The sequence below is a fragment of the Bradyrhizobium sp. USDA 4486 genome, assembly GCF_054057995.1.
In genome coordinates this window covers 5,773,221-5,794,219 of the sequence record NZ_JBSRZV010000001.1, presented here as the reverse complement: position 1 = coordinate 5,794,219, position 20,999 = coordinate 5,773,221, and the positions used below count along the sequence as shown (strand labels likewise).

The following is a 20,999-nucleotide window of genomic DNA, read 5'->3' as shown; positions in this document are numbered from 1 at the left end:
GAGAATCTCGTATTGCTTTGCGACGACTTCGCCGGTCGGTGCCAGCGTAACGCCAGTTGCATTTCCGAACCATCACGGCAGCGCGCCGGCAATGTGCCAGTCACAGGGAGCGGCACTGGGACAGCGTGACTGTCGGATTACATCGCTTGCGCCAATGGAAGTTTGAGCATTCAATTCAGCGATGACGCGTCACTACCGCAAGTAGTTTTTTAGCGATGGAGAGACCGTGAGGCAAGTGTGATGGCTTCATACGTAGCTGAAAAGGGAGGGTACGACTAGTCGGTGCAACTAAGTGATCGGGAGTGGCCAACCGCGCAGCCTCATGCGCGCGCTGACCAGCACTGTCGATGGCCAAAAGGGAGGAGAACAATGGGTACCTGGCTCAGTGAGCGAGAACAGCGTCTCGTCGCGGGCGCGGAGGCGGCATCGGCGGCAACGCCGATTCCCACTCAGATTGTTTCTAACGGCGAGTATCTGCCGCCCCCGCAAAGCGCTACGCAAAGGAAGGTCGAGGCGCGGATCAACGAGCTTGCCGACGTGAACGGCAAGCACCTCGGCTTGAGCCGCAGGCAGTTCCTGCATACGAGCTGCGGCATGGCGGCGGCATTCCTCGCCATGAACGACATCTATGGCAATGTCTTCCAGGTCGCGCCCGCAGAGGCCCGCGAGCCCGAGCTGATGCTGGCGCGCGCGCAAGCCCTCGCCGGCCAGTTCATCTTCGACGTCCAGACCCATTTCGTGCGCGACGACTTCGATCACAAGGAGCTCTTGGGGCTGGCGGACTTTGCGAGCCAGCACTGGAATCCGAAGATGAAGGAGGAAGGCGTCTCCTCGCTCGCCCGCTACAAGTTTCAGAACTACGTGAAAGAGATCTACTACGACAGCGACACCAACATGGCACTCTTGAGCGGCGCGCCGTTCGACGATCCAAGCTGGTGGCTTCTGTCCAACGAGCAGATCGTCAAGGCGCGCGAACTCATCAACGACTTCGCCGGATCGCGCCGCCTGCTGGCGCACAGTGTCATCACCCCCAAGCAGCCCGGCTGGATGGAGGAGGTCGACAAGGCGATCGACGTCTACAAGCCGGACTCCTGGAAGTCCTACACAATCGGCGATCCGCTGGCGCCCTCCAAGTTCCCATGGCGGCTCGACGACGAGCTGCTGATGTATCCATTCTACGAAAAAGCGGTGAAGGCCGGCATCAATACGCTCTGTATCCACAAGGGGCTGCTGCCGCCCGATTACGAGAAGTCGTTCGCCGGCGTGTGGGAATACGCAACCGCGTGGGACATCGGAAAGGCTGCCAAGGATTGGCCGCAGATGAACTTCGTGATTTATCACTCGGCGCTACGGCCATTCCTCGAGCTGCCGGACAAGGCGTGGGCGGAGTTCGAGCAGACCGGCCGCATCCAGTGGGCCTCGGATCTCGCGGAAATTCCGCAGAAATTCGGCGTCACCAACGTCTATGCCGAGCTCGGCACGTCCTTTGCCAACTCGGCCGTGGCGCATCCGAAATTCTGTGCGGCCCTGGTCGGAACGCTGATCAAGGGCATGGGGGTCGACCACGTCATGTGGGGCACAGACTCGGTCTGGTACGGCTCGCCGCAGTGGCAGATCGAGGCGCTGCGCCGGCTCGAAATCCCTGAGGACATGCAGAAGAAGTACGGCTTTGCGCCACTCGGCGACGCTAACAGCGGCACCAAGCAGCTGATCTTCGCGGGCAACGCGACCAGGTTTTACAAGATTAAACTGAAGGCGGCCGATAACACCAGGATGCCGGCCTTTTCCGAGGACCGCCTCGCAGCGCTCAAGATTGAGTACACCCAAGCTGCGAAGCAACCCTCGAACCTTCGCTACGGCTACGTTCGCGCCGGCTAAGTGCCAATGGTTGCGGCGGCGGAGCGGGCATGCTTCGCCGGCGCAACGAACGCCCGGCTGCCGGGACAGGGATATCGATCGACAAAATCCAACTTCGGCTCGGGTTAAGCTGCGACTTCGTCCCCGCCTAGGACTATTTCCGGCCTAACCTACTAACCAGACACGAGGGTCGCTCATACGAGGGTCAGCAGCGGGCCAAAAGGCGACATAAGTGCATGGGCAATCCTTGCAACCCGTTGTAGGATAGGAATGGGTTGGATTGCGAGTGATGGTGCAGGAGCGGCCAGTCCGGGTTGAGCGCAGGTTAGCGGCTATATTGGCCGCCGACGTGGCGGGTTATTCGAAGCTCATGCATCATGACGAAGAGGCGACACACATCAGACTGACAGCACTCTTGGCTAAGGCTGTTGATCCAGCAATCACCGGACACAGCGGCCGGATCGTCAAGAACACTGGCGACGGGTTCTTGGCAGAGTTTCCGAGCGCCGTCGAAGCGGTTCGAGCAGCGGTGCAGTTCCAGAGCCGCGTCAACGAGCTGACCGCTCATGAAGTTGACGAATGGCGCATTGCCTTTCGGGTCGGCATCAACATTAGTGATGTGATCGTTGAGCCGCATGACATCTTCGGAGATGGCGTCAACATCGCAGCACGGCTTGAGAGCTTGGCGCAGCCTGGCGGTATCTGTATTTCGTCTTCGGCGTATGATCATGTCCGCGGCAAGGCTGAGGTTGAGTTCATCGATCTCGGCGAGCAAATTCTCAAGAACATTGATCGCGCCGTGCGATCTTACGCTATAATCTGGGACGGTCTGAGCACATCGCAGCGGGCGCCGCTGCCGTCATGCTCTCCACCTCGTCTCTCCATCGTTGTGCTGCCTTTTGCCAATCTCGGTGGCGGCCCAGAGCAAGAGTATTTCGTGGACGGCGTCACGGAGGCCCTGACCACCGACATGTCGCGCATATCGGGTGCACTTGTAATCGGTCGGCATACCGCATTCACATACAAAGGTGCAGCGATCGACTTAAAGAGGATTGGGCGCGAATTGAACGTGCGCTACGTGCTTGAAGGATCTGTTCAGCGAAGTGGCGATCGCCTTCGGGTGAACGCTCAGCTTGTCGACAGCGAAAGCGGCAGTCACCTTTGGGCCGAACGGTTCGACAAGCCTCTCGCTGATCTGTTCGATATGCAGGACGAGATCGTCGCTCGGCTGGCTAGTGCCCTAAATGCCGAGCTCATTGCGGCAGAGGCGCGGCGAGCCCAACGCTCGGTAGATCCGGATGCGATGGATCTTTATTTCCAGGGCGTCGCTATCGCGAACAGAGGGACTACGCCAGAGCACCTAACGCAGGCGCGGGGCTTTTTCGAACGAGCCCTGGTGCTAGACCCGGGCTGCATCGACGCGCTGGTCGGTCGCGCAGGCCTGGATGAAGCAGCGGTAGCCGCATTGTTAACCGACGAGCCATCTCCTCTCCTTCGGACCGCTGAGGCGACCGTAAATAAGGTTTTGTCGTTGGCTCCTCAGCATGCGTTGGCGCACTTGCGATTGGGCGTCGTCTATGTTCTTACGAACCGCGTGCCTGAGGGTATTGCTGAATGCGAACGGGCTCTGGCGTTGGATCGCAATCTGGCCCATGCCCACGCTTGGATCGGTCTCGCCAAGGTGTACATTGGCCGCGCGGGCGAGGCCGAAGCCGATGTGCAGGAGGCTCTTCGATTGTCTCCTCGCGATACCCGTTCTTATATTTGGCTGATGATCGTCGGAATGGCCAAGTTTCACCTTGGCGCATATGGAGAGGCGGTCGTTTGCTTACGCCGGAGCATTGAGGCCAATCGAAATCACCCGCTCGCGCACTTTTGGCTGGCCGCTGCGTTAGCGAAGATGGGTGCGATCGAGGAGGCCAAGCGTGCCGCGCGGGCAGCACTTGCCCTTAATCCAAGTTTCACCATCCGCCGCGTGCGCTCCCACCTGCCAAGCGACAATCCGATCTACCTCGCCGGACGCGCGCAATTGTATGAGGGGCTGAGCTTGGCCGGGGTGCCGGAGCATTGATGTCGTCTTCGGGTCAATCGCGACGGTTTGGCCCGGCTTACGTTAGGTCCGGTCTACCCCTGACGGCCGACATATCCTTGGCCGTGGGACGTGGTAGCGATGGGCCAAGGCACAAAGTCGCTGCGCTCCAGCCCGCTGCGCGGGAGCAAGAGCCGAGAGGCCGGTAGCCAGTTGAGAGGATAGTGGTAGCACTGGAGAGCCCCCGTCCTGAGAATCGAGGTGTTGCAACCCTCACTCAGGAAGGAGCTCTCCATGAGCGATACCAACACAGTCAGTCCGCTGCGTCAGCGTATGATCGAAGACATGGCTGCGCGCAAGCTCAACCCGCACACGCGGCGTGGCCACATTTACAGTTGCAAGCGGTTCGCCGCCTGGCTCAAACGTTCGCCCGATACGGCAACCCCCGACGAGGTGCGCCAATTTCAGCTGCACCTGATCGAGAGCGGGATGAGCATCTGCAACCGCAATCGGATCATGACCGGGGTGCGGTTCCTGTTCCGCGTCACGCTACGTCGTCACGATCTGGCGGCCGAGGTCTGGCACATCAAGGAGCCCGAGAGGTTGCCGCCGGTGCTAAGCCCTGAGGAGATCAAGCGTGTCCTGACCATGGCGACGAGCCTGAAAGCGCGAGCGATGCTAACGCTGGCCTATGGTTGCGGATTGCGCGCCGGCGAGGTGGTGCGGCTGCGGGCGGGCGACATCGATAGCGAGCAGAAGATCATCCGCGTTGTGCAGTCGAAGGGCCGCAAGGACCGGCACGTGATGCTGCCGCCGGAGGTCCTGAAGCTGTTACGGCAATGGTGGAAGGCGGGGCCGACCGCGTCCAACAACGGCGTCGCGCCCGAACAGCGCTGGCTGTTTCCCGGTCGCAATCAACGTCAGCCACTGACCACGCGTCAGTTCAGCCGGTTGTTCAAGGAGGCCGCCAAAGCCGCGGGGCTGCGCAAGACGGTCCCGCTGCATTCGCTTCGCCACAGCTTCGCGACCCACCTGCTCGAGCGCGGCAGGGACATTCGCGTGATCCAGGCGTTGCTCGGACATTCCAAGCTTGAGACGACAGCCCGCTACAGTCGCGTCGCGATCGGACTGATTGCCAAGATCGAGAGCCCGCTCGAGGGCCTAAGCGCCTCGCGCCGCCGCCGGCGACAGCGAGACAGTGAGGAGCCGCCAGCGCCCTAGCGCCGCCGGCGGTGGCTCGGCCAGTTCTGGAGGTCGCGGACATCCTCCGCGATCACGGCTCTGCTTGGCGTGACGCCAATCAGGGGCATGTGAGCCTCGGGCAATTGAAGGTGATGAGTGCGATCGAGCGCTGTCGTACGGCAGCACTCGGCGGCCACGTCGCACGCTGCGAGAACACAGCGTGCGGCTATACCGAGATCGCGTACAACTCCTGCGGCAACCGGCATTGTCCGAAGTGCCAGGGTGCGGCGTCACGCCGATGGCTGGCCGACCGCGAAGCGGAGCTATTGCCGGTGCCGTATTTTCACGTCGTCTACACGCTGCCGAGCGAGTTGCGTGACATCGCCTACCAGAACAAACGCGTGATCTATAACCTGCTGATGAAGGCAGCGGCCGAGACGACGCTCGCCATCGCAAGCGATCCCAAGCGCCTCGGTGCGCGGATCGGTATCACGGCCGTGCTGCACACCTGGGGCTCGGCGCTCACCCACCATCCGCACGTGCATATGATCGTGCCGGGTGGAGGGCTCTCGCTCGATACCACGCGATGGATCGCCGCGCGCTCCAACTTCCTCGTCCATGTCAACGTGCTGGCGCGCCTGTTCCGGGGCAAGATACTGGCGATGCTCATGGATGCGCATGACGCCGGCGAGTTGAAGTTCTTCAACACCCATGCCGGACTTGCCGACAAGACAACGTTCAAGCGCTTCATCGCCCCGCTGCGCAGCATCAAGTGGGTGGTCTACTGCAAGGCCCCGTTCGCGGGGCCCGCGCAGGTGCTGCGCTATCTCTCCCGTTACACCCATCGTGTCGCCATCTCCAACCGCCGCCTCGTTGCAGCCGACGAGGAGGCGATTGCGTTCCGCTGGAAGGACTATCGCGTCAGCGGCCCCGACCGTTGGAAGACCATGCGGCTTCACCCGCACGAGTTCATCAGGCGCTTCCTGCTGCACGTGCTGCCCAAGGGTTTCCACCGCATCCGCCACTACGGGCTCTTTGCCTCAACCAACCGTGCCGAGAGCATCGCAACCGCCCGCGCACTCCTCAATGTCGTCCCGTCTGCCGCCGATCCCCAACAAGAGCCGGATGGTGCGCCGGATCCACCGCGGGTGCTGCCGTGCCCATGTCCCCGCTGTGGCGCGCGCATGATCGTCATCGAGACCTTCGCACCCGGCTGCGCGCCGAGCTGGCGACCAACACCGATCAGGATCGACACGTCATGACCAACACCGCGTGTAAGCCTTGCAGTTTTCCTGGCCCGATATGCCGGCTCCACGCCGGTAGCGCTCTCGCTCAACCCAATGGCATCCAGCAGTGCCCGGATCCTGCGTTGATGCACTCCGAGCAGCCGCCGAGATGCCCATTGCATGCTCCCAATCTCGCCCGCGACCCTATCCGCAGGTCACATCCTGCCTCCGTCGCGTCCACCATCGAGGTCGGCGCCGCCGTCAAATCCGCATAGCACTCGCTGCCCGGCCAGTGCCCAACTTCCCGCGACTTCGTGCCTTGGCGCTTTTTGGACGCCGGCTAGTTGAGCGTGCGGAGCGTCTCTCGTTGCCGGCGTCCAAAAACCTGCACAAAAACGGCAATACTCCGCTTAAGCAGAACATTTCTGCTTAGACCCCAAGAGACGACATCTGCGCCTCTATGAGTATACACTCTGGATCACCGCGCCTCGGCGGCGACCATCGAGAACCGCACCGGCTCGTCGACATATTTCATCACCGCCGCCTGGTAGAGCACGAACAGCGGCTGGTAGCTCCGTGCGGCGTCGTCCTCGACCATCGCCATGCGGCGGTTGTCGAGCATCAGCCAGTGGCCGTCGAGCTTTGCGGCGACCACCGCGTGCTCCTCGCCGGCCCTGACGTCGCGCACCACGACGATGCGGAGATCGTCGGCGGCAACGCCGGCAAGGCGCAGCGCGGCGAGCTTGGCGATGGCATAGTCTTCGCAATCCCCGGCGCCGCGCGCGAAGGTCGCAAGCGGCGAGCTCCAGACGTCGTCAGCGCCATCATCGGCGGGATGGATGGCAAGATTGATGGCGCGGTTGGTCTCACCTAGCCGGGCGCGGCCGTCGCGGGCACGGGCCTGGTCGACGATGGCGAGCAGCTTCAGCGCCGCGGGCGAAGCACAATTGTCACGGTCGCCGTCGCACAGCGCGAGCTGCACCATGTCGTCGTCGAGCCTGGCCTTCAGCGCAGACCATTTCTCCCGTAGGGCGCCGCCGGAGATCGCGAAGGCGAACACGCCGAACGGCTCGGCGGATTTGCGCACGAGGACGCCCGCTCCGGGCGACAGCAGCGAGCCCGCGCGAAGCTCGGCCGCCGATCCGAGCAGGATCAAGCCGCACATGACAAGGATTGCGCGCCAGGCGCGCGAGCGAGCAGCGGTCTCCATCTGACATCCCCTTCCGGCTTCGCCGGGTCCCCTCGACCTCGACGCACCGGCCTTTGTTGCTTTCGCGGAGATAGTGCGAGGCGGGCCGTTTTGTTCTGCTTAACGCGGACGGCCAGGGCCCCAAAACCGGAGGACAGGCTGAAACGCGCCTGTCCAAATTGCGTAAAACTTTACGATTCGCCGGCTAGGAAGCGCTCGCTGCCGCGAAACGGGGCCAATTGCAGGCAAAAGTTGTAAGGCGGGCGATTCTGAATGCCATGGCTAACAGTCCGCTATTTCACGGCTTCTGTTAGTTAGGTCACAGATTCAGACCCGTATTTGCCGCAGGATGCTGCGGGGCACCACGAAGGAAAGATGACACAAGTATCTGTCGTTGTGACACCTATGACAGATTACTTTGGATGACTGGAAATGTGCGCGGATAAGCCAAATTCGACCTTGGGATGTTTCCAAAACTACTTCAGTTTTACTGTGGCGGCGTCGCTCGGCGCCGCTTGTGCGGCCAAGTGACACGAAATCACACAAGCAATAGATGGTTTCGCTAACGACTCGGTAATGCTAAGCAAGCTTAGTCGGTCGATACTTACATAAATATTAACCCTTTTTACGGTGCCTGGTTGAATTACGCTGGTAAATTTGACGCCGCGATCTCTATGGACGGTCAGGGTTCCCACTCGCCCGTCGACCTCCATGTCGATTCTTTTACCGGCAAGCCGTTCATCGCCAAGGCGCAGGGGCACGTACCCGACGGCGCGGTTGTCGTCCCCGATGCCAACCTGATCTTCAACGGCGAGTTCAAGCGCGCCGGCCTCGATCTCGTGCTGTCCCATGACGGGTACGAGTTCGTCGTTCAAGATTATTTCAGAGGCGACAAGCGCGCGGCGGTCGCCTCGCGCGACGGCGCCCATCTCACCGGCGACGTCGTCAGCGCGCTGACGGGCAATGTGCAATATGCGCAGGCCGCCTCCGGCGTTGCCGCGGCCCAGGTCATCGGCCATGTCACCAAGCTGTCGGGCAGCGCGACCGCGATCCGCAACGGCGTCTCGGTCACCCTCAACAACGGTGACAACGTCGAGAAAGGTGACGTGGTCTCGACCGGCGCCGATTCGACGATCGGCATCACCTTCATCGACGGCACCGTGTTCGGCCTGTCCTCGAATGCGCGGATGGTGCTGAACGAGATGGTCTACGACCCCAACGGGTCCAGCAACTCCTCGCTGCTGAGCCTTGTCGCAGGCACCATCACCTTCGTCGCCGGCGAGACCGCCAAGCACGGCGACATGAAGATCGACACGCCGGTCGCCACCATGGGCATCCGCGGCACGGCGGTGCTGACCCAGATCAACTTCGTCGTTCCTGCCGGCGGCGGCGATCCGCAGCCGCAGGCGAGCTTCCAGGTGCTGGTCGAGCCGAACGGCACGACCGGCTCCTACATCCTGTTCGACAAGGTCACGCTGCTGCCGATCGCGACGGTCAACCAGGCCGGCCAGATGATCCAGATCAGCGGCGGCAACGTCTCGATCACCAATGGGCTGCTGTCGCCGGACGTGCAGAAGCTGATCACGGATGTGTTCACGCTGAAGTTCACCGACAACAACACCAATACCAAGCTCACCACGAACTTCACCGACACGATCACGCAAACCCCCGACGGCATCCTGATCAAGACGCCCTCCGGCGCCACCGCGATCCCGATCTTCACGAACCTCAATCCGCAGACGTCCGCGGGGCCAGGCCACTCACCGGCGACCAGCACCCGCATTCCCGGTCCGCCGGATGCGCGCAGCCTCGATGCCAACGGCAATGTGAAGACGGCCTTCACGCTGACCGAGCGCGCGAACGCGACCGGCGACCGCGCGGACGGGACCGGCGACACCGTCGGTGTCGACACGATCTCAGGCCGGATCACCTTCGTCGACCAAAATCTCGGCGACCAGCCGACGGTATCGATCAGTCTCGCCGCCGCGCCGAACTACGTCTACAAGAATGCCGGCCAGCAGGACGTCACCGGCACGCTCTCCGCGCTTCAGAAGCAGGACATCGCGGCGACCCAGATCGCTATCCAGATCGTCCCCGACGCCGCCAACAACAACAACGGCTCGGCGGTCTGGACCTACACGATCCCCGATCACGTCTTCGACTTTCTTGCGGCCGGTGAAACGCTGACGCTGACCTACATGGTCCGCATCAACAACAATTTCGCCGTCAATCCTGAATCCGCCCTCATTCCCATCACCATCACGATCACCGGCACCAACGACAAGCCGGTGATCACCACGAGCGTGCCGACCATCACCTTCGAGGGCGGCACCAGCGTGCCCGGTGGTCCGCTCGCCAGCGACGTTCCGACCTCGGGCACACTCAGCTTCAACGATGTCGACCTCACCGACACGCACACGGTGTCGGTGAAGCTCACCAGCGCGACCCTTCCCGACGGCACCGTGCCGCCGGGCCCGCTCGCGGCGTTTGCGAAGGCGATGTCGGTCTCGATCGCGTCGGGCGCCGACAGCACCGGCGACGGCACCGGCACCATCAACTGGTCGCTGGCCGATCTACCGGTCTATCTCGCCGACTTCATCCCGAAGGGCGAGGTGCTGACGCTGGTCTACACCGTGACGCTCACGGATTCGCAAGGAGCGATCTCGCAGCAGACCATCACCGTCACCATCACGGGCACCGACGCGCCCGCCGTGGTATGGATCGCGACCGACAAGGCGGGCGCTCCCTCGGGCGGGTTCTGGAAAGACGCGGCCAACTGGGAAACCGGTACCGTTCCGACCATCAATGACGATGTCATCGTCATCACCGATCAACTGCACGGCCTGACCCCGTCCTATCCGGTGACGATCGACACCGCCGCCTATGCCAAGTCGGTGACGATGAACGATTTCGGCGGCCCGCCGCCGGAGCTGATCAACCAGAGCTCGCTGACGATCGCAGGCGCGCTCAACATGAGCGCGGACTCGATCCTCACCAACGCCGCGACGGGCACGATGTCGGTCGGCGGCAAGGCCGAGATCCTCGGCACCAGCGTGCTCACCAATGCCGGCCACCTGACGCTTGCGGGCGGCGGCGATTTCGCTGCCGGTACCAAGATCACCAATTCCGGCACGATCGAGCTGTCCGGCGGCACGCTGAAGACGCTGGCTGCGATCCACAATGCCGGCGGCACGTTGAAGGCCGACGGCGGTACGACGCTGATCGTCGACGGCGCGACCGTCGATGGCGGCACCGTCGCCATTCTCGGCACGCTGGAGCTCGACGGCACCAGCCTGATCGAGAACGGCACGCTGAACAATTCCGGGAACGTCAACGTCAAGGGCACGGCCGAGTTCGCTCAAGAGACCGTCTCCAACGCCGCGACCGGCACAATCAAGGTGCTGGCGAATGGCTGGCTGAGCATCGACCAGGGCACCAGTGTCACCAACGCCGGCCATGTCACGGTCGATGCCACCGGCAAGCTGACGGTCAACGGCGCGAGCATCAATGGCGGCACGGTCACGATCGCCGGCACGCTGGAATCGACCGGCGTAAGCGCCATCGACGATGCCGATATCACCAATACGGGTACGATCACCGTCACCAGTGGCACGCTGACGATCGATCCTGCCACGATCCACGCCATCACCAATCACGGTCTCGTTCAGGCGAACGGCGGTGTGCTCGACATCTCCGGCGAAGATATCTCCAACACCGCCTCTCTCGATGCGATCAACTATGGCGTGCTGAAGCTGACAAATCTCACTGTCAGCAACAGCAGCACCGGAACGATCACCGTCGACGGCCACTCGAAGCTCTTTCTCACCGACGTCTCGATCAACGGCGGCAGCCTCGGCAATGCCGGCAATCTCTGCGGCGTTTCCGGGTTCAACACGGTCTCGGCTGCCGTCGACAACACCGGCAGCATCGAAGTGCAGGCCGGCACGCTCGACCTGTCCGGCGGTCTCAGCGGCGTGGGCAGGGTGATCATCGACGACGGCGCAACGCTCGAGCTCGCGGGAGCGACGGCGCAGACCGTCACCTTCGCCGGCGGCATCGACACGCTCCAGCTCGACAAGGTCGCGGGCCAGAGCTTTACCGGTACCATCACCGGCCAATCGTCGACCGGCGGCACCTTCACCGTCACGGGTACGGCCGACATCACGACGTCGAACGGAAATGCGCTCACTTTCATGGCGTCGGGCGGCACGCTGGCCAGGCCTGCCGACATCGTCGTTACGCCCGCGGGAACTCTGACAGGTGCCGCCAATGGCGTCGTCGTCACGCAGAGCGGCACCGGCGACGTCTCGCTGACGGCGACCGGGGACGTCAAAGGCCTCGCCGGCAACGGCATCACGCTGCGCGACAGCGCCAGCGGCGTCGGCGACATCACCGTCGACAACGTCACCGGCAAGGCGACCGGCACCGGCGCGAATTCGGTCGGCGTTCTCGTCCAGAATCTGAACAGCGCCAATGGCGGCGACATCTCGATCACCCAGCGCGGTGGCGCCGAGGGCGGCGCCTACGGCATCGACGCGGTCACGCAGGGTGGCGGCGATATCACCATCGATGCCGGCGGCGCGATCACGGGCAGCTCGGTCTACGGCATCCGGTCGCGCAGCTATGGCAGCGGCAGCCAGAGCGTCACGACCGAGGCCGGCAGCGTCATCACCTCCGGCAGCTCGGGCATCGTCGTCGTCAATCGCGCGGTCTCGCTCGACGCGGCGGACGGCAGCACGATCACCATCAACGCCTACGGCACGATCAACTCCGGCAGCAGCCCGAACCTCGCCGGCAATTCGCCTGGTGGCATCGAGGTCGGCTACACCGGCGCCACGATCGGCACCCACGACAACACCGGCGTCAACGGCGCGGTCGTCGTCAACAACCACGCCAATATCACCGCCGCTGCCGGTTATGGCATCGACGCCTACAATTACGGCAATGGCAATGTCACCGTGACCAGCTTTGCCGGCACGACGATCTCCGTTGCCGGCACCCAGAGCATCGGCATCAACGCCGCGGGCTTGAGCGGCGGCACCGGCGACGTGGCGGTCACGCTCGGCGAGAACGTCACGATCTCGGGCGCGACGAGCTACGGCATCAGGGCCTTCAGCGTCGACCAGGGCGACATCAGCGTCACGCTGGCGAAGGGCGACAGCATCACTTCAGGCAGCTCCGGCATCGTCGCCGTCAGTTTCGCGGACGCGATCGCGCAAGGCGTGGGCAGCACGATCTCGGTCGAGGCGCACGGCACCATCCATTCCGGCACGACGCTGAACAACGACAACGCCACGCCGGGCGGAATCATCGCCGGCTACAAGCCTGGCGGGACCGGCGCCTTCTCGAACGCGGTCCACGGCGACGTCGTCGTCGACAGCGATGCGAGGATCACCGCAGATGCCGGCTACGGCATCGAGGCGTTCACCTGGGGCGTTGGCGACATCACGGTCAAGACTGGCCAGAATTCCGAGATCACCGCCGCAGGCACGGCGATCGGCGCGTTCGATCATGGCGGCGGCGACGTCAGCGTCACCAATGAAGGCTCCGCCACGGGCGCGATTGGTCTCGCCGCCATCGCCAGCGGCGCGGGCGACGTCAGCATCGTCAACGGTGGCGACATCACCAGCACCAGGCCTCGCCGGCATCAGCGTCACCCAGAACGAAGCCGGCGCGACCGGCTCAACCCACATCACCAATTCCGGCTCGATCGTGGCTCCGACCGGCCATACGGCGATCTTCATCCAGGAAAACACCACGGGCTTGGCGACGATCGACAATTCCGGCACGATCGGACCAGGCGCCGGCACCGTGACCTCGACGACCTATGCGATCGTCGAGACCGGCGGCGCCATCACCATCAACAACTTCCACGCGATCAACGGCAACATCTCGGTCGCACATGCGACCTTCGACAACGCGGCGGCCGGCACCTGGACCGTCTCCGGCACCAGCGTGTTCGGCAACCTGTCCTCGATCGTCAACGACGGCGTCATCGATCTGCTCAACGGCGCCTCGATTTTCGGGGCCGGCCTGCACATCACCAACACTCACGAGATCGACAGCTGGGGCACCGCATCGATTTCGGGGACCATCGCCAATACCGGCACCATCGAGGTCCATGACGGCACCTTGACCCTGTTCGGCTCGCTGTGCGGCACCGGCTCGGTCACCGTCGATGCGGGCGCGCTGCTCAAGCTCGATGGCTCGGTCTCGCAGACGATCAAGCTCGCGGGCGACGGCGCCGAGCTTCAGATCGACACCGCGAGCTTCGGCGGATCGATCGCGGAACTGTCCGCGACCGACACGATCGACCTGTCGACCATCAAATACGGACCCGGCACCAGCGCGGTCTATGTCGCCAATGCCGATCCTTCGACCGGCGGCGTGCTGACGGTTACCGGCAATGATGGTCAGACCATGAGCTTGACCCTGACCGGCGCCGATTACAGCCACACGCACTTCGCCGGCAGCGATGACGGCACCGGCCACACGCGGATCACGATCCACACGGACGACGATACGCCGGCGCCCGCAGACAGCGGCCCGGTCATCAACACCGAGCACTTCTACGTCGAGCATATCGGCGAGAACAGCACCGACATCATCCACGATCTCGTGGTCACCGACACCGATTCAGGCGCTTCGACCGACGACTTCACCGTCGCGGTGTCGACCGCGCATCCGACTCGCAGCCACGTCGATTTCTATCCCGCGTCCGGCTCGCGCGACGATATCAATCTCGGCTTCGAGACCGGAGTCACCTACAGCACCGATCCCGAAGCCTCACCGCCTCCGACCGACCAGATCACGCTCACCGTGACGGACAAGACCAGCGGTCTGTCCGACACCGTCAATTTCATCTTCAACGAGGCCGGCGAGACCGGCCAGGGCGTCACCCTGCGAGGCACCGACGGCAAGGACGTCATCTTCGCGACCACGACCGGCGACACGCTGACCGGCGGCGGCGCCAAGGATCAGTTCGTGTTCGCGCCGGGCTGGAGCGGGGGAACTGCCTCGCACACCATCACCGATTTCACGGAAGGGCTGGACAAGATCGATCTGCGCCAGTTCTCGGACGTCAGCTCCATCGGCAATCTCACGGTTGTCCAGCAGGGCGGCACCAGCGACACCTTGGTCACGTGGCATCAGCAGGTCACGCAGCGCGAGGGCGCGCCGGTGATGGAGACTGAGTCGCTGCTGCTCAAGAACGTGATCGCCGCGAACCTCAAGACCAGCGATTTCATCTTCCACTAATGTGCACCGGGGTCGGGTGCGCGGCCAGCTTGCGGCGACGAACACGCAGCTCGCCCCCGGCAAAAAAATCCCTGATCCTTCCCATCCGGGGAATAGCCAATCGCGCGCCGGCGCGCCATGATCGGCGCGCACGGCATGATGCACGGCAGGAAGTCCTAGTGAAATGAAGCGTCTCAAGATCCTGCGGCGGTGGTTTGCGCGCAAGCTCGGCCTTGCGCGAGTGATGTGCCTCGTGCTGCTGGTCGTGTTTGCGGGACTGCGCCTGTGGGATCCGCCGCCGGTCCAGGAATTGCGGCTGCGCACCTTCGACATGTTCCAGCTGCTCGACCCGCGCCACAAGGCGGCGCGGCCGGTTACCATCGTCGACATCGACGACAAGAGCCTCGCCAAGCTCGGGCAGTGGCCGTGGCCGCGGACGCGGATCGCGGACATGATCCAGACCCTCACCAGCAACGGCGCGGTCGCGATCGGTTTCGACGTGGTGTTCTCGGAAGCCGACCGGCTCAATCCGGACATCGTCGCGGGCCAGATGCGGTATCTGGACGATGCCACCCGCGCCAAGCTGCGCGAGCTGCCGACCAACGACCAGATCCTGTCCGAAGCAATCAAGCGCTCGCGCGTCGTGCTGGGCGAGACCGGGCTTCCCGACGCCCTCACCGAGCTCGACAAGTCGCTTCCCTTTACGGGCGTGGCGACGGTCGGCGAGGAGAACGCCGAGCGTTTCCTGTTCGAATTTCCCGGCCTCTTGCGCAACGTGCCGGTCATCGAGGAGGTCGCGGCCGGCCGCGGCCTGTTCACTATCAGGACCGAGCGCGATGGACTGATCCGGCGCGTGCCGATGATCATGCGCGCCCAGGGCAACATCATGCCCTCGCTCAGCCTCGAGATCCTGCGCGTCGTCACGGGAACGCCGACGCTGCTGGTCAGGGCCGACAAGACCGGCGTGCGCTCCGTCCGCCTCAAGGGCCTGGAGGTCCCGACCGACAAGAACGGCCAGCTCTGGGTGCATTATGCGCGGCGGGATCCCTCGATCTACGTCTCGGCCGCCGATGTGCTCGACAACATGGTGTCGCCGAGCAAGGTCAATGGCAAGCTGGTGCTGATCGGCACCTCCGCGGTCGGTCTGAACGACATCAAGACCACGCCGGTGTCCTCGACTATGCCCGGTGTCGAGATCCACGCCCAAGTGCTGGAGAGCGTGCTGAGCGGCGCGGTGATCTCGCAGCCCAACTACGCGCTCGGCGTCGAGTTGCTGGCCGCGCTGATCATCGGCCTGCTCGTCATTATCTTCACGCCGAATCTCGGACCGGTTCGCCTCGTGCTCGCGGGCGCGATGTTCGCCGCGAGCCTCGTCGGCACGTCCTGGTTCTTCTACGCGCAGTACCGCTACCTCATCGACTTCACCTATCCGCTGCTCTCGACGACCGCGATCTACATCACGTTCATCTTCTCCAGCTTCGTTCGCGAGCAGCGCCAGCGCGTGCAGATCCGCGGGCAGTTCGCGCAGTACATGTCGCCCGTGCTGGTCGAGCAGCTCGCGCAGTCGCCGGAGAAGCTGAAGCTCGGCGGCGAGGAGCGCGAGATGACGATTATGTTCTCCGACGTGCGCGGCTTCACCTCGATCTCGGAGAGCTACAAGCACGATCCGCAAGGCCTGACGGCGCTGATGAACCGCTTCCTGACGCCGCTGACCAACGTGATCATCGAGCAGAAGGGCTATATCGACAAATACATGGGTGACGCCATCATGGCGTTCTGGAATGCGCCGCTCGATGATCCCCAGCACGAGATCAACGCCTGCGAGGCTGCGATCCAGATGCTCGAGAAGATCGACGTGGTCAACAAGGAGCGCGAGGAGGAGGCGGCCCATGGCGGCCACGTCTACATCCCGCTCAATGTCGGCATCGGTCTCAACACCGGCATCGGCGTTGTCGGCAACATGGGATCGGACCGCAAGTTCAATTATTCGGTGCTGGGCGACAGTGTGAATCTGGCCTCGCGCCTGGAAGGACAGTCCAAGGAATACGGTTTTCCCATCATCGTGGGATCCCGGACCGCGCTCGCCGCCAAGGACAAGTTCGCGATCCTCGAGCTCGACTTCATCATGGTCAAGGGCAAGACCGAGCCGGAGGTGATCTACGCCATCGCGGGCCGCGAGGACGTGATGCATTCGGCCGCCTTCCAGCGCCTGCGCAACATCACCATCGAGATGCTCGGCTGCTACCGCAGCCGCGACTGGCAGGGCGCGCTGGACGCGATCGCGCGCGGCCGCAAGAGCGAGGATGCTGACACGCTGGAGAAGCTGTTCAAGCTGTACGAGACGCGGATCAAGGATTTCCAGGTCAATCCGCCGGCGGAAGGCTGGACCGGGGCCTATGCGCTGCTGACGAAGTAGGGCGGAGTATTGTTGGGGTTGCCGGCGCCACGTACTCGCGGTCGTCCCCGCCTAAAGCGCGATGAGATCAGGATGAATCGTCATCGCGTTTTAGCTTGTTGTTTGCGCATGATCTTTTCGGAAAACCGCTGCGCACTTTTCCGGGATCATGCTTTAGTGAGGCGCGAGCACCAACCATCGCTCCCGTAGGGTGGGCAAAGGCGCGTTAGCGCCGTGCCCACGTCTTTCTCACCGTATCATTTGGTGGGCACGCTTGCGCTTTGCCTACCCTACGGCAGTACGACACCGGCGCCAGCCCTCACTCCACCCCGAGCGTCGTCAGGTCCTGGAACCAGTGCTGCGCCTGCACGAAGTGCTTGATCTTGGGCGACAGCGCGTGCGGGTTGGTGTCGTGGACGACCCAGACCAGCACGGCATCGTCCACGATCAAGGCATGCGCCTGCGCTATCAGGTCGTCCTGCTTGGCGGTGTCGAAGGTCTGCTTGGCCTCCTTGATCAGTGCGTCCACCTTCGGGTTCTTGTAGCCGCCCCAGTTGACGCCGACAGGCGCGATCTGGTCGGAAGCGAAGAAGCGGACGATGGCGTAGAGCGGGTCGGAGGTGACATAGGCAATGTTGTTGGCGGTGATGCCGGCATTCATCTCGTCGGCCGCGCCCTTGCGCCAATGCGTGTAGAGGGTCTCGAGCTCGACCACCTTGAAGTCGATCTCGATGCCGATCTCCTTGAAGCTTTGCTGCAAAAATTCGTTCATCGGCAGCGACAGCATTTGTCCCGTGCCGCCCTGCGCGATGATGAAGGTGGTCTTCAGCGGCTTGGCCTTGGAGTAGCCGGCTTCCTCGACCAGCTTCTTGGCCGCGGCGAGATCATATGTCAGCTCGAAGCTGGGCTTGCCGAACCACGGGCTCGACGGGTCGACCTGGCCCTTGGCGGGCTTGGCGAGGCCGTTCATCAGGCCGACGACTTCGTCGCGGTTGATTGCGAGGTTCAGCGCCTTGCGCAGGCGGATGTCGGTCCAGGGCGAGCCCGGCAGCATGCTGAGATGATAATTCCAGACATGCGGTGTGACGTTGTCGACGATCTTCATGCCGGCCGCCTTCAGCTGCGGCACGGCATCGGGCGCCGGCGTCTCGATCAGGTCCACCTGGCCGGCAAGCAGCGCGTTGGTACGCGTCAGCGCTTCGGGCATGGGCACCAGCACGATCTTGTCGGCCTTGGGAATGCGCCTCTTGTTCCAGTAGTCCGGGTTCTTGCTGAGTTCGGCGAGTTCGCGTGGCACCAGCTTCGTCAATTTGAACGGGCCGGTGCCCGAGGGCTGGCTGGCGAACTTGTCCCAGTCCTTGCCGAGCTTGTCGTATTGCGCCGGGCTCGACACCAGGAACCACAGCATCTGATAGGGGAAGAACGAATCAATCGTCTTGGTCGTGATCTCCACCGTGAAATCGTCGATCTTGGCGTAGCTCGCGACCGAGGGCAGGCGGGTCTTCACCTGCGCGCTCTGCCGCTTGTCGAATTGCGGCGCCTTGTCATTGAGCACCTTGTCCAGATTCCAGATCACCGCGTCGGCGTTGAACTCGCTGCCGTCGTGAAACTTCACGTCCTTGCGCAAGCTGAAGCGCCACTTGGTCTTGTCGGCATCGTCCACCTTCCACTCGGTGGCGAGGCCCGGCACCAGCTTGCCGGGACGGTCGGCGACGTCCATCTCCCACGCCACCAGCGGATCGTAGATCGTGTAGGCCGTGAACTGATAGGCGCCGGCGCCGCGATCCGGCTGGCCGGTGGTCAGCGGAATGTCCGCCATCGAGATGCCATAGCGCACCACCGTCTCGGCGCGTGCGGTGAGTGCGGAAAGCGCCAGCGCGAGCACGGCGAGGCTGGTCGATAGACGAATACGCATGGCCCAAAGCTCCAGGGAGGATTCTGGACCAAACTTGCAATCTTGATGCCAGAATAGGCAGCGCGTCGCTTTTGCCTATGCGTCATCACAAGGACTTGTCGTCGCAGGGGCAATTTGCAGAATAAGTTTCTCCTTGGCATAGCCATTGCATACGATTGCATCAAAATTAATCATCGAAAGCCGAAGAAGGATCGAGGCGATGCTTATCAAGAACAAGAAGACACCGGCGGCGCTGATCGCGCTCTTGGCGCTTGGCAGCGCGGCCGCGTGGCCGCGCATGGCCGCTGCGGAAACGGTGCTGCGCATCGGCATGACGGCTGCCGATATTCCGCGCACGCTGGGTCAGCCTGACCAGGGCTTTGAAGGCAACCGCTTCACCGGCCTCACCATGTACGACGCGCTCACCGGCTGGGACCTGTCCTCCGCCGACAAGCCGAGCGTGGTGATCCGCGGCCTTGCCACCGAGTGGAAGGTGGACGACGCCGACAAGACCAAATGGATCTTCAAGCTGCGCCCCGGCGTCACCTTCCATGACGGCTCGCCATTCAACGCCGATGCCGTGGTGTGGAACGTCGAGAAGGTGCTGAAGCAGGACGCGCCGCAATTCGATGCCAGCCAGGTCGGCGTCACCGCCTCGCGCATGCCGACGCTGGCCTCGGCCAAGAAGATCGACGACATGACCGTCGAGCTCACCACCAAGGAGCCCGACAGCTTTCTGCCGATCAACCTCACCAATCTCTTCATGGCGAGCCCGTCGAAGTGGCAGGCCTTCTATGACAAGGCTGAAGGCGCGGACGCCAAGGCGAAGTCGCAGGCCGCCTGGACCGCGTTTGCCAAGGATGCCTCCGGCACCGGCCCGTGGAAGATGGCGAGCTTCACCCCGCGCGAGCGGCTCGAGCTGGTGAAGAACGCGAATTATTGGGACAAGGCCCGCGTGCCCAAGGTCGACAAGATGGTGCTCCTGCCCATGCCGGAGGCCAACGCGCGCACTGCGGCGCTGCTCTCGGGTCAGGTCGATTGGGTCGAGGCGCCCGCGCCCGACGCATTGCCCGAGCTCAAGCAGCGCGGCTTCAAGCTCTACGCCAACGAGCAGCCGCATGTCTGGCCGTGGCAGTTCTCGCGCATCGAAGGCTCGCCCTGGAATGACATCCGCGTGCGCAAGGCCGCAAACCTCTGCGTCGACCGCGAAGGCCTCAAGGACGGCCTGCTCGCCGGCCTGATGGTGCCCGCCACCGGCACCTTCGAGCCCGGCCATCCCTGGCGGGGAAAACCGACTTTCGAGATCAAGTACGACAAGGCGGCTGCGCAAAAGCTGATGCAGGAGGCCGGCTTCGGTCCGAACAAGAAGCTGACGGTGAAGATCCAGACCTCGGCTTCCGGCTCCGGCCAGATGCAGCCGCTGCCGATGAACGAATATCTCCAGCAGGCTTTGGCCGATTGCTATTTCGACGTGAAGCTCGACGTCATCGAGTGGAACACGCTGTTCACCAACTGGCGCCGCGGCGCCAAGGACCCCAGCGCCAACGGCTCGAATGCGACCAACGTCACCTATGCGGCGATGGACCCGTTCTTCGCGCTGGTGCGCTTCCTGCAATCGGGCATGGCGCCGCCGGTCTCGAACAATTGGGGTTTCATTAACGAGCCCAAGTTCGACGAGCTGGTGAAGAAGGCCCGCCAGACCTTCGATCCCGCTGCGCGCGACGCCGCGCTTGCCGAGCTGCATGCGGCCTCCGTCGACGATGCCGCCTTCCTCTACGTCGCCCACGACGTCGGCCCGCGCGCCATGAGCCCGAAGGTGACCGGCGTCGTGCAGCCGAAGAGCTGGTTCATCGACTTCTCCCTGGTGTCGATGAACTAGTGAGGCGGCTCTCGCTCCAACAACGCGTCATGCCCGCGCAAAAGCGCGAAGCGCGTCTTCGCGCAGATGACCCGGGCATCCACGTCTTTCCAATTGCTCGGTCATTCCGGGG

The 20,999-nt window shown here is 63.2% G+C and carries 10 protein-coding genes; 8 read left to right on the top strand and 2 right to left on the bottom strand.

Features of this window, described 5'->3' with window-relative positions; all coding sequences use genetic code 11:
- Positions 1-369 precede the first annotated feature (369 nt).
- From ACVWY3_RS27405 to ACVWY3_RS27390, 4 genes are all read left to right on the top strand, one after another.
- A complete protein-coding gene (locus ACVWY3_RS27405; RefSeq protein WP_456841240.1) occupies positions 370-1,878 on the top strand; it encodes an amidohydrolase family protein in 1,509 nt (502 codons plus the stop codon).
- Positions 1,879-2,146: 268 nt separating this feature from the next.
- Complete coding sequence (locus tag ACVWY3_RS27400; RefSeq protein ID WP_456841239.1) at positions 2,147-3,928, top strand: adenylate/guanylate cyclase domain-containing protein; 1,782 nt, start codon at positions 2,147-2,149, stop codon at positions 3,926-3,928.
- Between the two features lie 252 nt (positions 3,929-4,180).
- A complete protein-coding gene (locus tag ACVWY3_RS27395) occupies positions 4,181-5,107 on the top strand; it encodes a tyrosine-type recombinase/integrase (RefSeq protein ID WP_456837439.1) in 927 nt (308 codons plus the stop codon).
- Positions 5,108-5,118: 11 nt separating this feature from the next.
- Complete coding sequence (locus ACVWY3_RS27390; protein ID WP_456837762.1) at positions 5,119-6,330, top strand: IS91 family transposase; 1,212 nt, start codon at positions 5,119-5,121, stop codon at positions 6,328-6,330.
- 442 nt (positions 6,331-6,772) lie between these two features.
- On the opposite strand, the gene ACVWY3_RS27385 is transcribed toward ACVWY3_RS27390, so the two are convergent.
- The gene (locus tag ACVWY3_RS27385; RefSeq protein WP_456841238.1) at positions 6,773-7,504 is read right to left on the bottom strand and encodes a transglutaminase-like cysteine peptidase; all 732 of its coding nucleotides are present in this window, start codon (positions 7,502-7,504) and stop codon (positions 6,773-6,775) included.
- Between the two features lie 617 nt (positions 7,505-8,121).
- Between ACVWY3_RS27385 and ACVWY3_RS27380 the strand changes: the two genes are divergently transcribed.
- The 3 genes from ACVWY3_RS27380 (at position 8,122) to ACVWY3_RS27370 (ending at position 17,135) form a co-directional block, all read left to right on the top strand.
- The gene (locus tag ACVWY3_RS27380) at positions 8,122-13,608 is read left to right on the top strand and encodes a beta strand repeat-containing protein (protein WP_456841237.1); all 5,487 of its coding nucleotides are present in this window, start codon (positions 8,122-8,124) and stop codon (positions 13,606-13,608) included.
- 295 nt (positions 13,609-13,903) lie between these two features.
- Positions 13,904-14,740 (top strand): M10 family metallopeptidase C-terminal domain-containing protein, encoded by an 837-nt coding sequence (locus tag ACVWY3_RS27375; RefSeq protein WP_456843472.1) that lies wholly within the window; start codon positions 13,904-13,906, stop codon positions 14,738-14,740.
- A 163-nt stretch (positions 14,741-14,903) separates the two neighbouring features.
- Entirely contained in the window at positions 14,904-17,135 is a 2,232-nt protein-coding gene (locus ACVWY3_RS27370; protein WP_456841236.1) for a CHASE2 domain-containing protein, read from the top strand.
- A 298-nt stretch (positions 17,136-17,433) separates the two neighbouring features.
- Here ACVWY3_RS27370 and ACVWY3_RS27365 read toward each other — a convergent pair whose 3' ends face one another.
- Positions 17,434-19,029, bottom strand: coding sequence for an ABC transporter substrate-binding protein (locus ACVWY3_RS27365; RefSeq protein WP_456841235.1), 1,596 nt, complete (start codon positions 19,027-19,029; stop codon positions 17,434-17,436).
- A 199-nt stretch (positions 19,030-19,228) separates the two neighbouring features.
- On the opposite strand from ACVWY3_RS27365, the gene ACVWY3_RS27360 reads away from it, so the two are divergent.
- Positions 19,229-20,887 (top strand): ABC transporter substrate-binding protein, encoded by a 1,659-nt coding sequence (locus tag ACVWY3_RS27360; protein ID WP_456841234.1) that lies wholly within the window; start codon positions 19,229-19,231, stop codon positions 20,885-20,887.
- Positions 20,888-20,999 lie beyond the last annotated feature (112 nt).

What these genes read in the sequence shown, in the direction of transcription:
- ACVWY3_RS27385 (WP_456841238.1), bottom strand. Translation starts at nt 7,504, where the DNA reads ATGGAGACCGCTGCTCGCTCGCGCGCCTGGCGCGCAATCCTTGTCATG.
- ACVWY3_RS27405 (WP_456841240.1), top strand. Translation starts at nt 370, where the DNA reads ATGGGTACCTGGCTCAGTGAGCGAGAACAGCGTCTCGTCGCGGGCGCG.
- ACVWY3_RS27395 (WP_456837439.1), top strand. Translation starts at nt 4,181, where the DNA reads ATGAGCGATACCAACACAGTCAGTCCGCTGCGTCAGCGTATGATCGAA.
- ACVWY3_RS27375 (WP_456843472.1), top strand. Translation starts at nt 13,904, where the DNA reads ATGAGCTTGACCCTGACCGGCGCCGATTACAGCCACACGCACTTCGCC.
- ACVWY3_RS27400 (WP_456841239.1), top strand. Translation starts at nt 2,147, where the DNA reads ATGGTGCAGGAGCGGCCAGTCCGGGTTGAGCGCAGGTTAGCGGCTATA.
- ACVWY3_RS27360 (WP_456841234.1), top strand. Translation starts at nt 19,229, where the DNA reads ATGCTTATCAAGAACAAGAAGACACCGGCGGCGCTGATCGCGCTCTTG.
- ACVWY3_RS27370 (WP_456841236.1), top strand. Translation starts at nt 14,904, where the DNA reads ATGAAGCGTCTCAAGATCCTGCGGCGGTGGTTTGCGCGCAAGCTCGGC.
- ACVWY3_RS27365 (WP_456841235.1), bottom strand. Translation starts at nt 19,029, where the DNA reads ATGCGTATTCGTCTATCGACCAGCCTCGCCGTGCTCGCGCTGGCGCTT.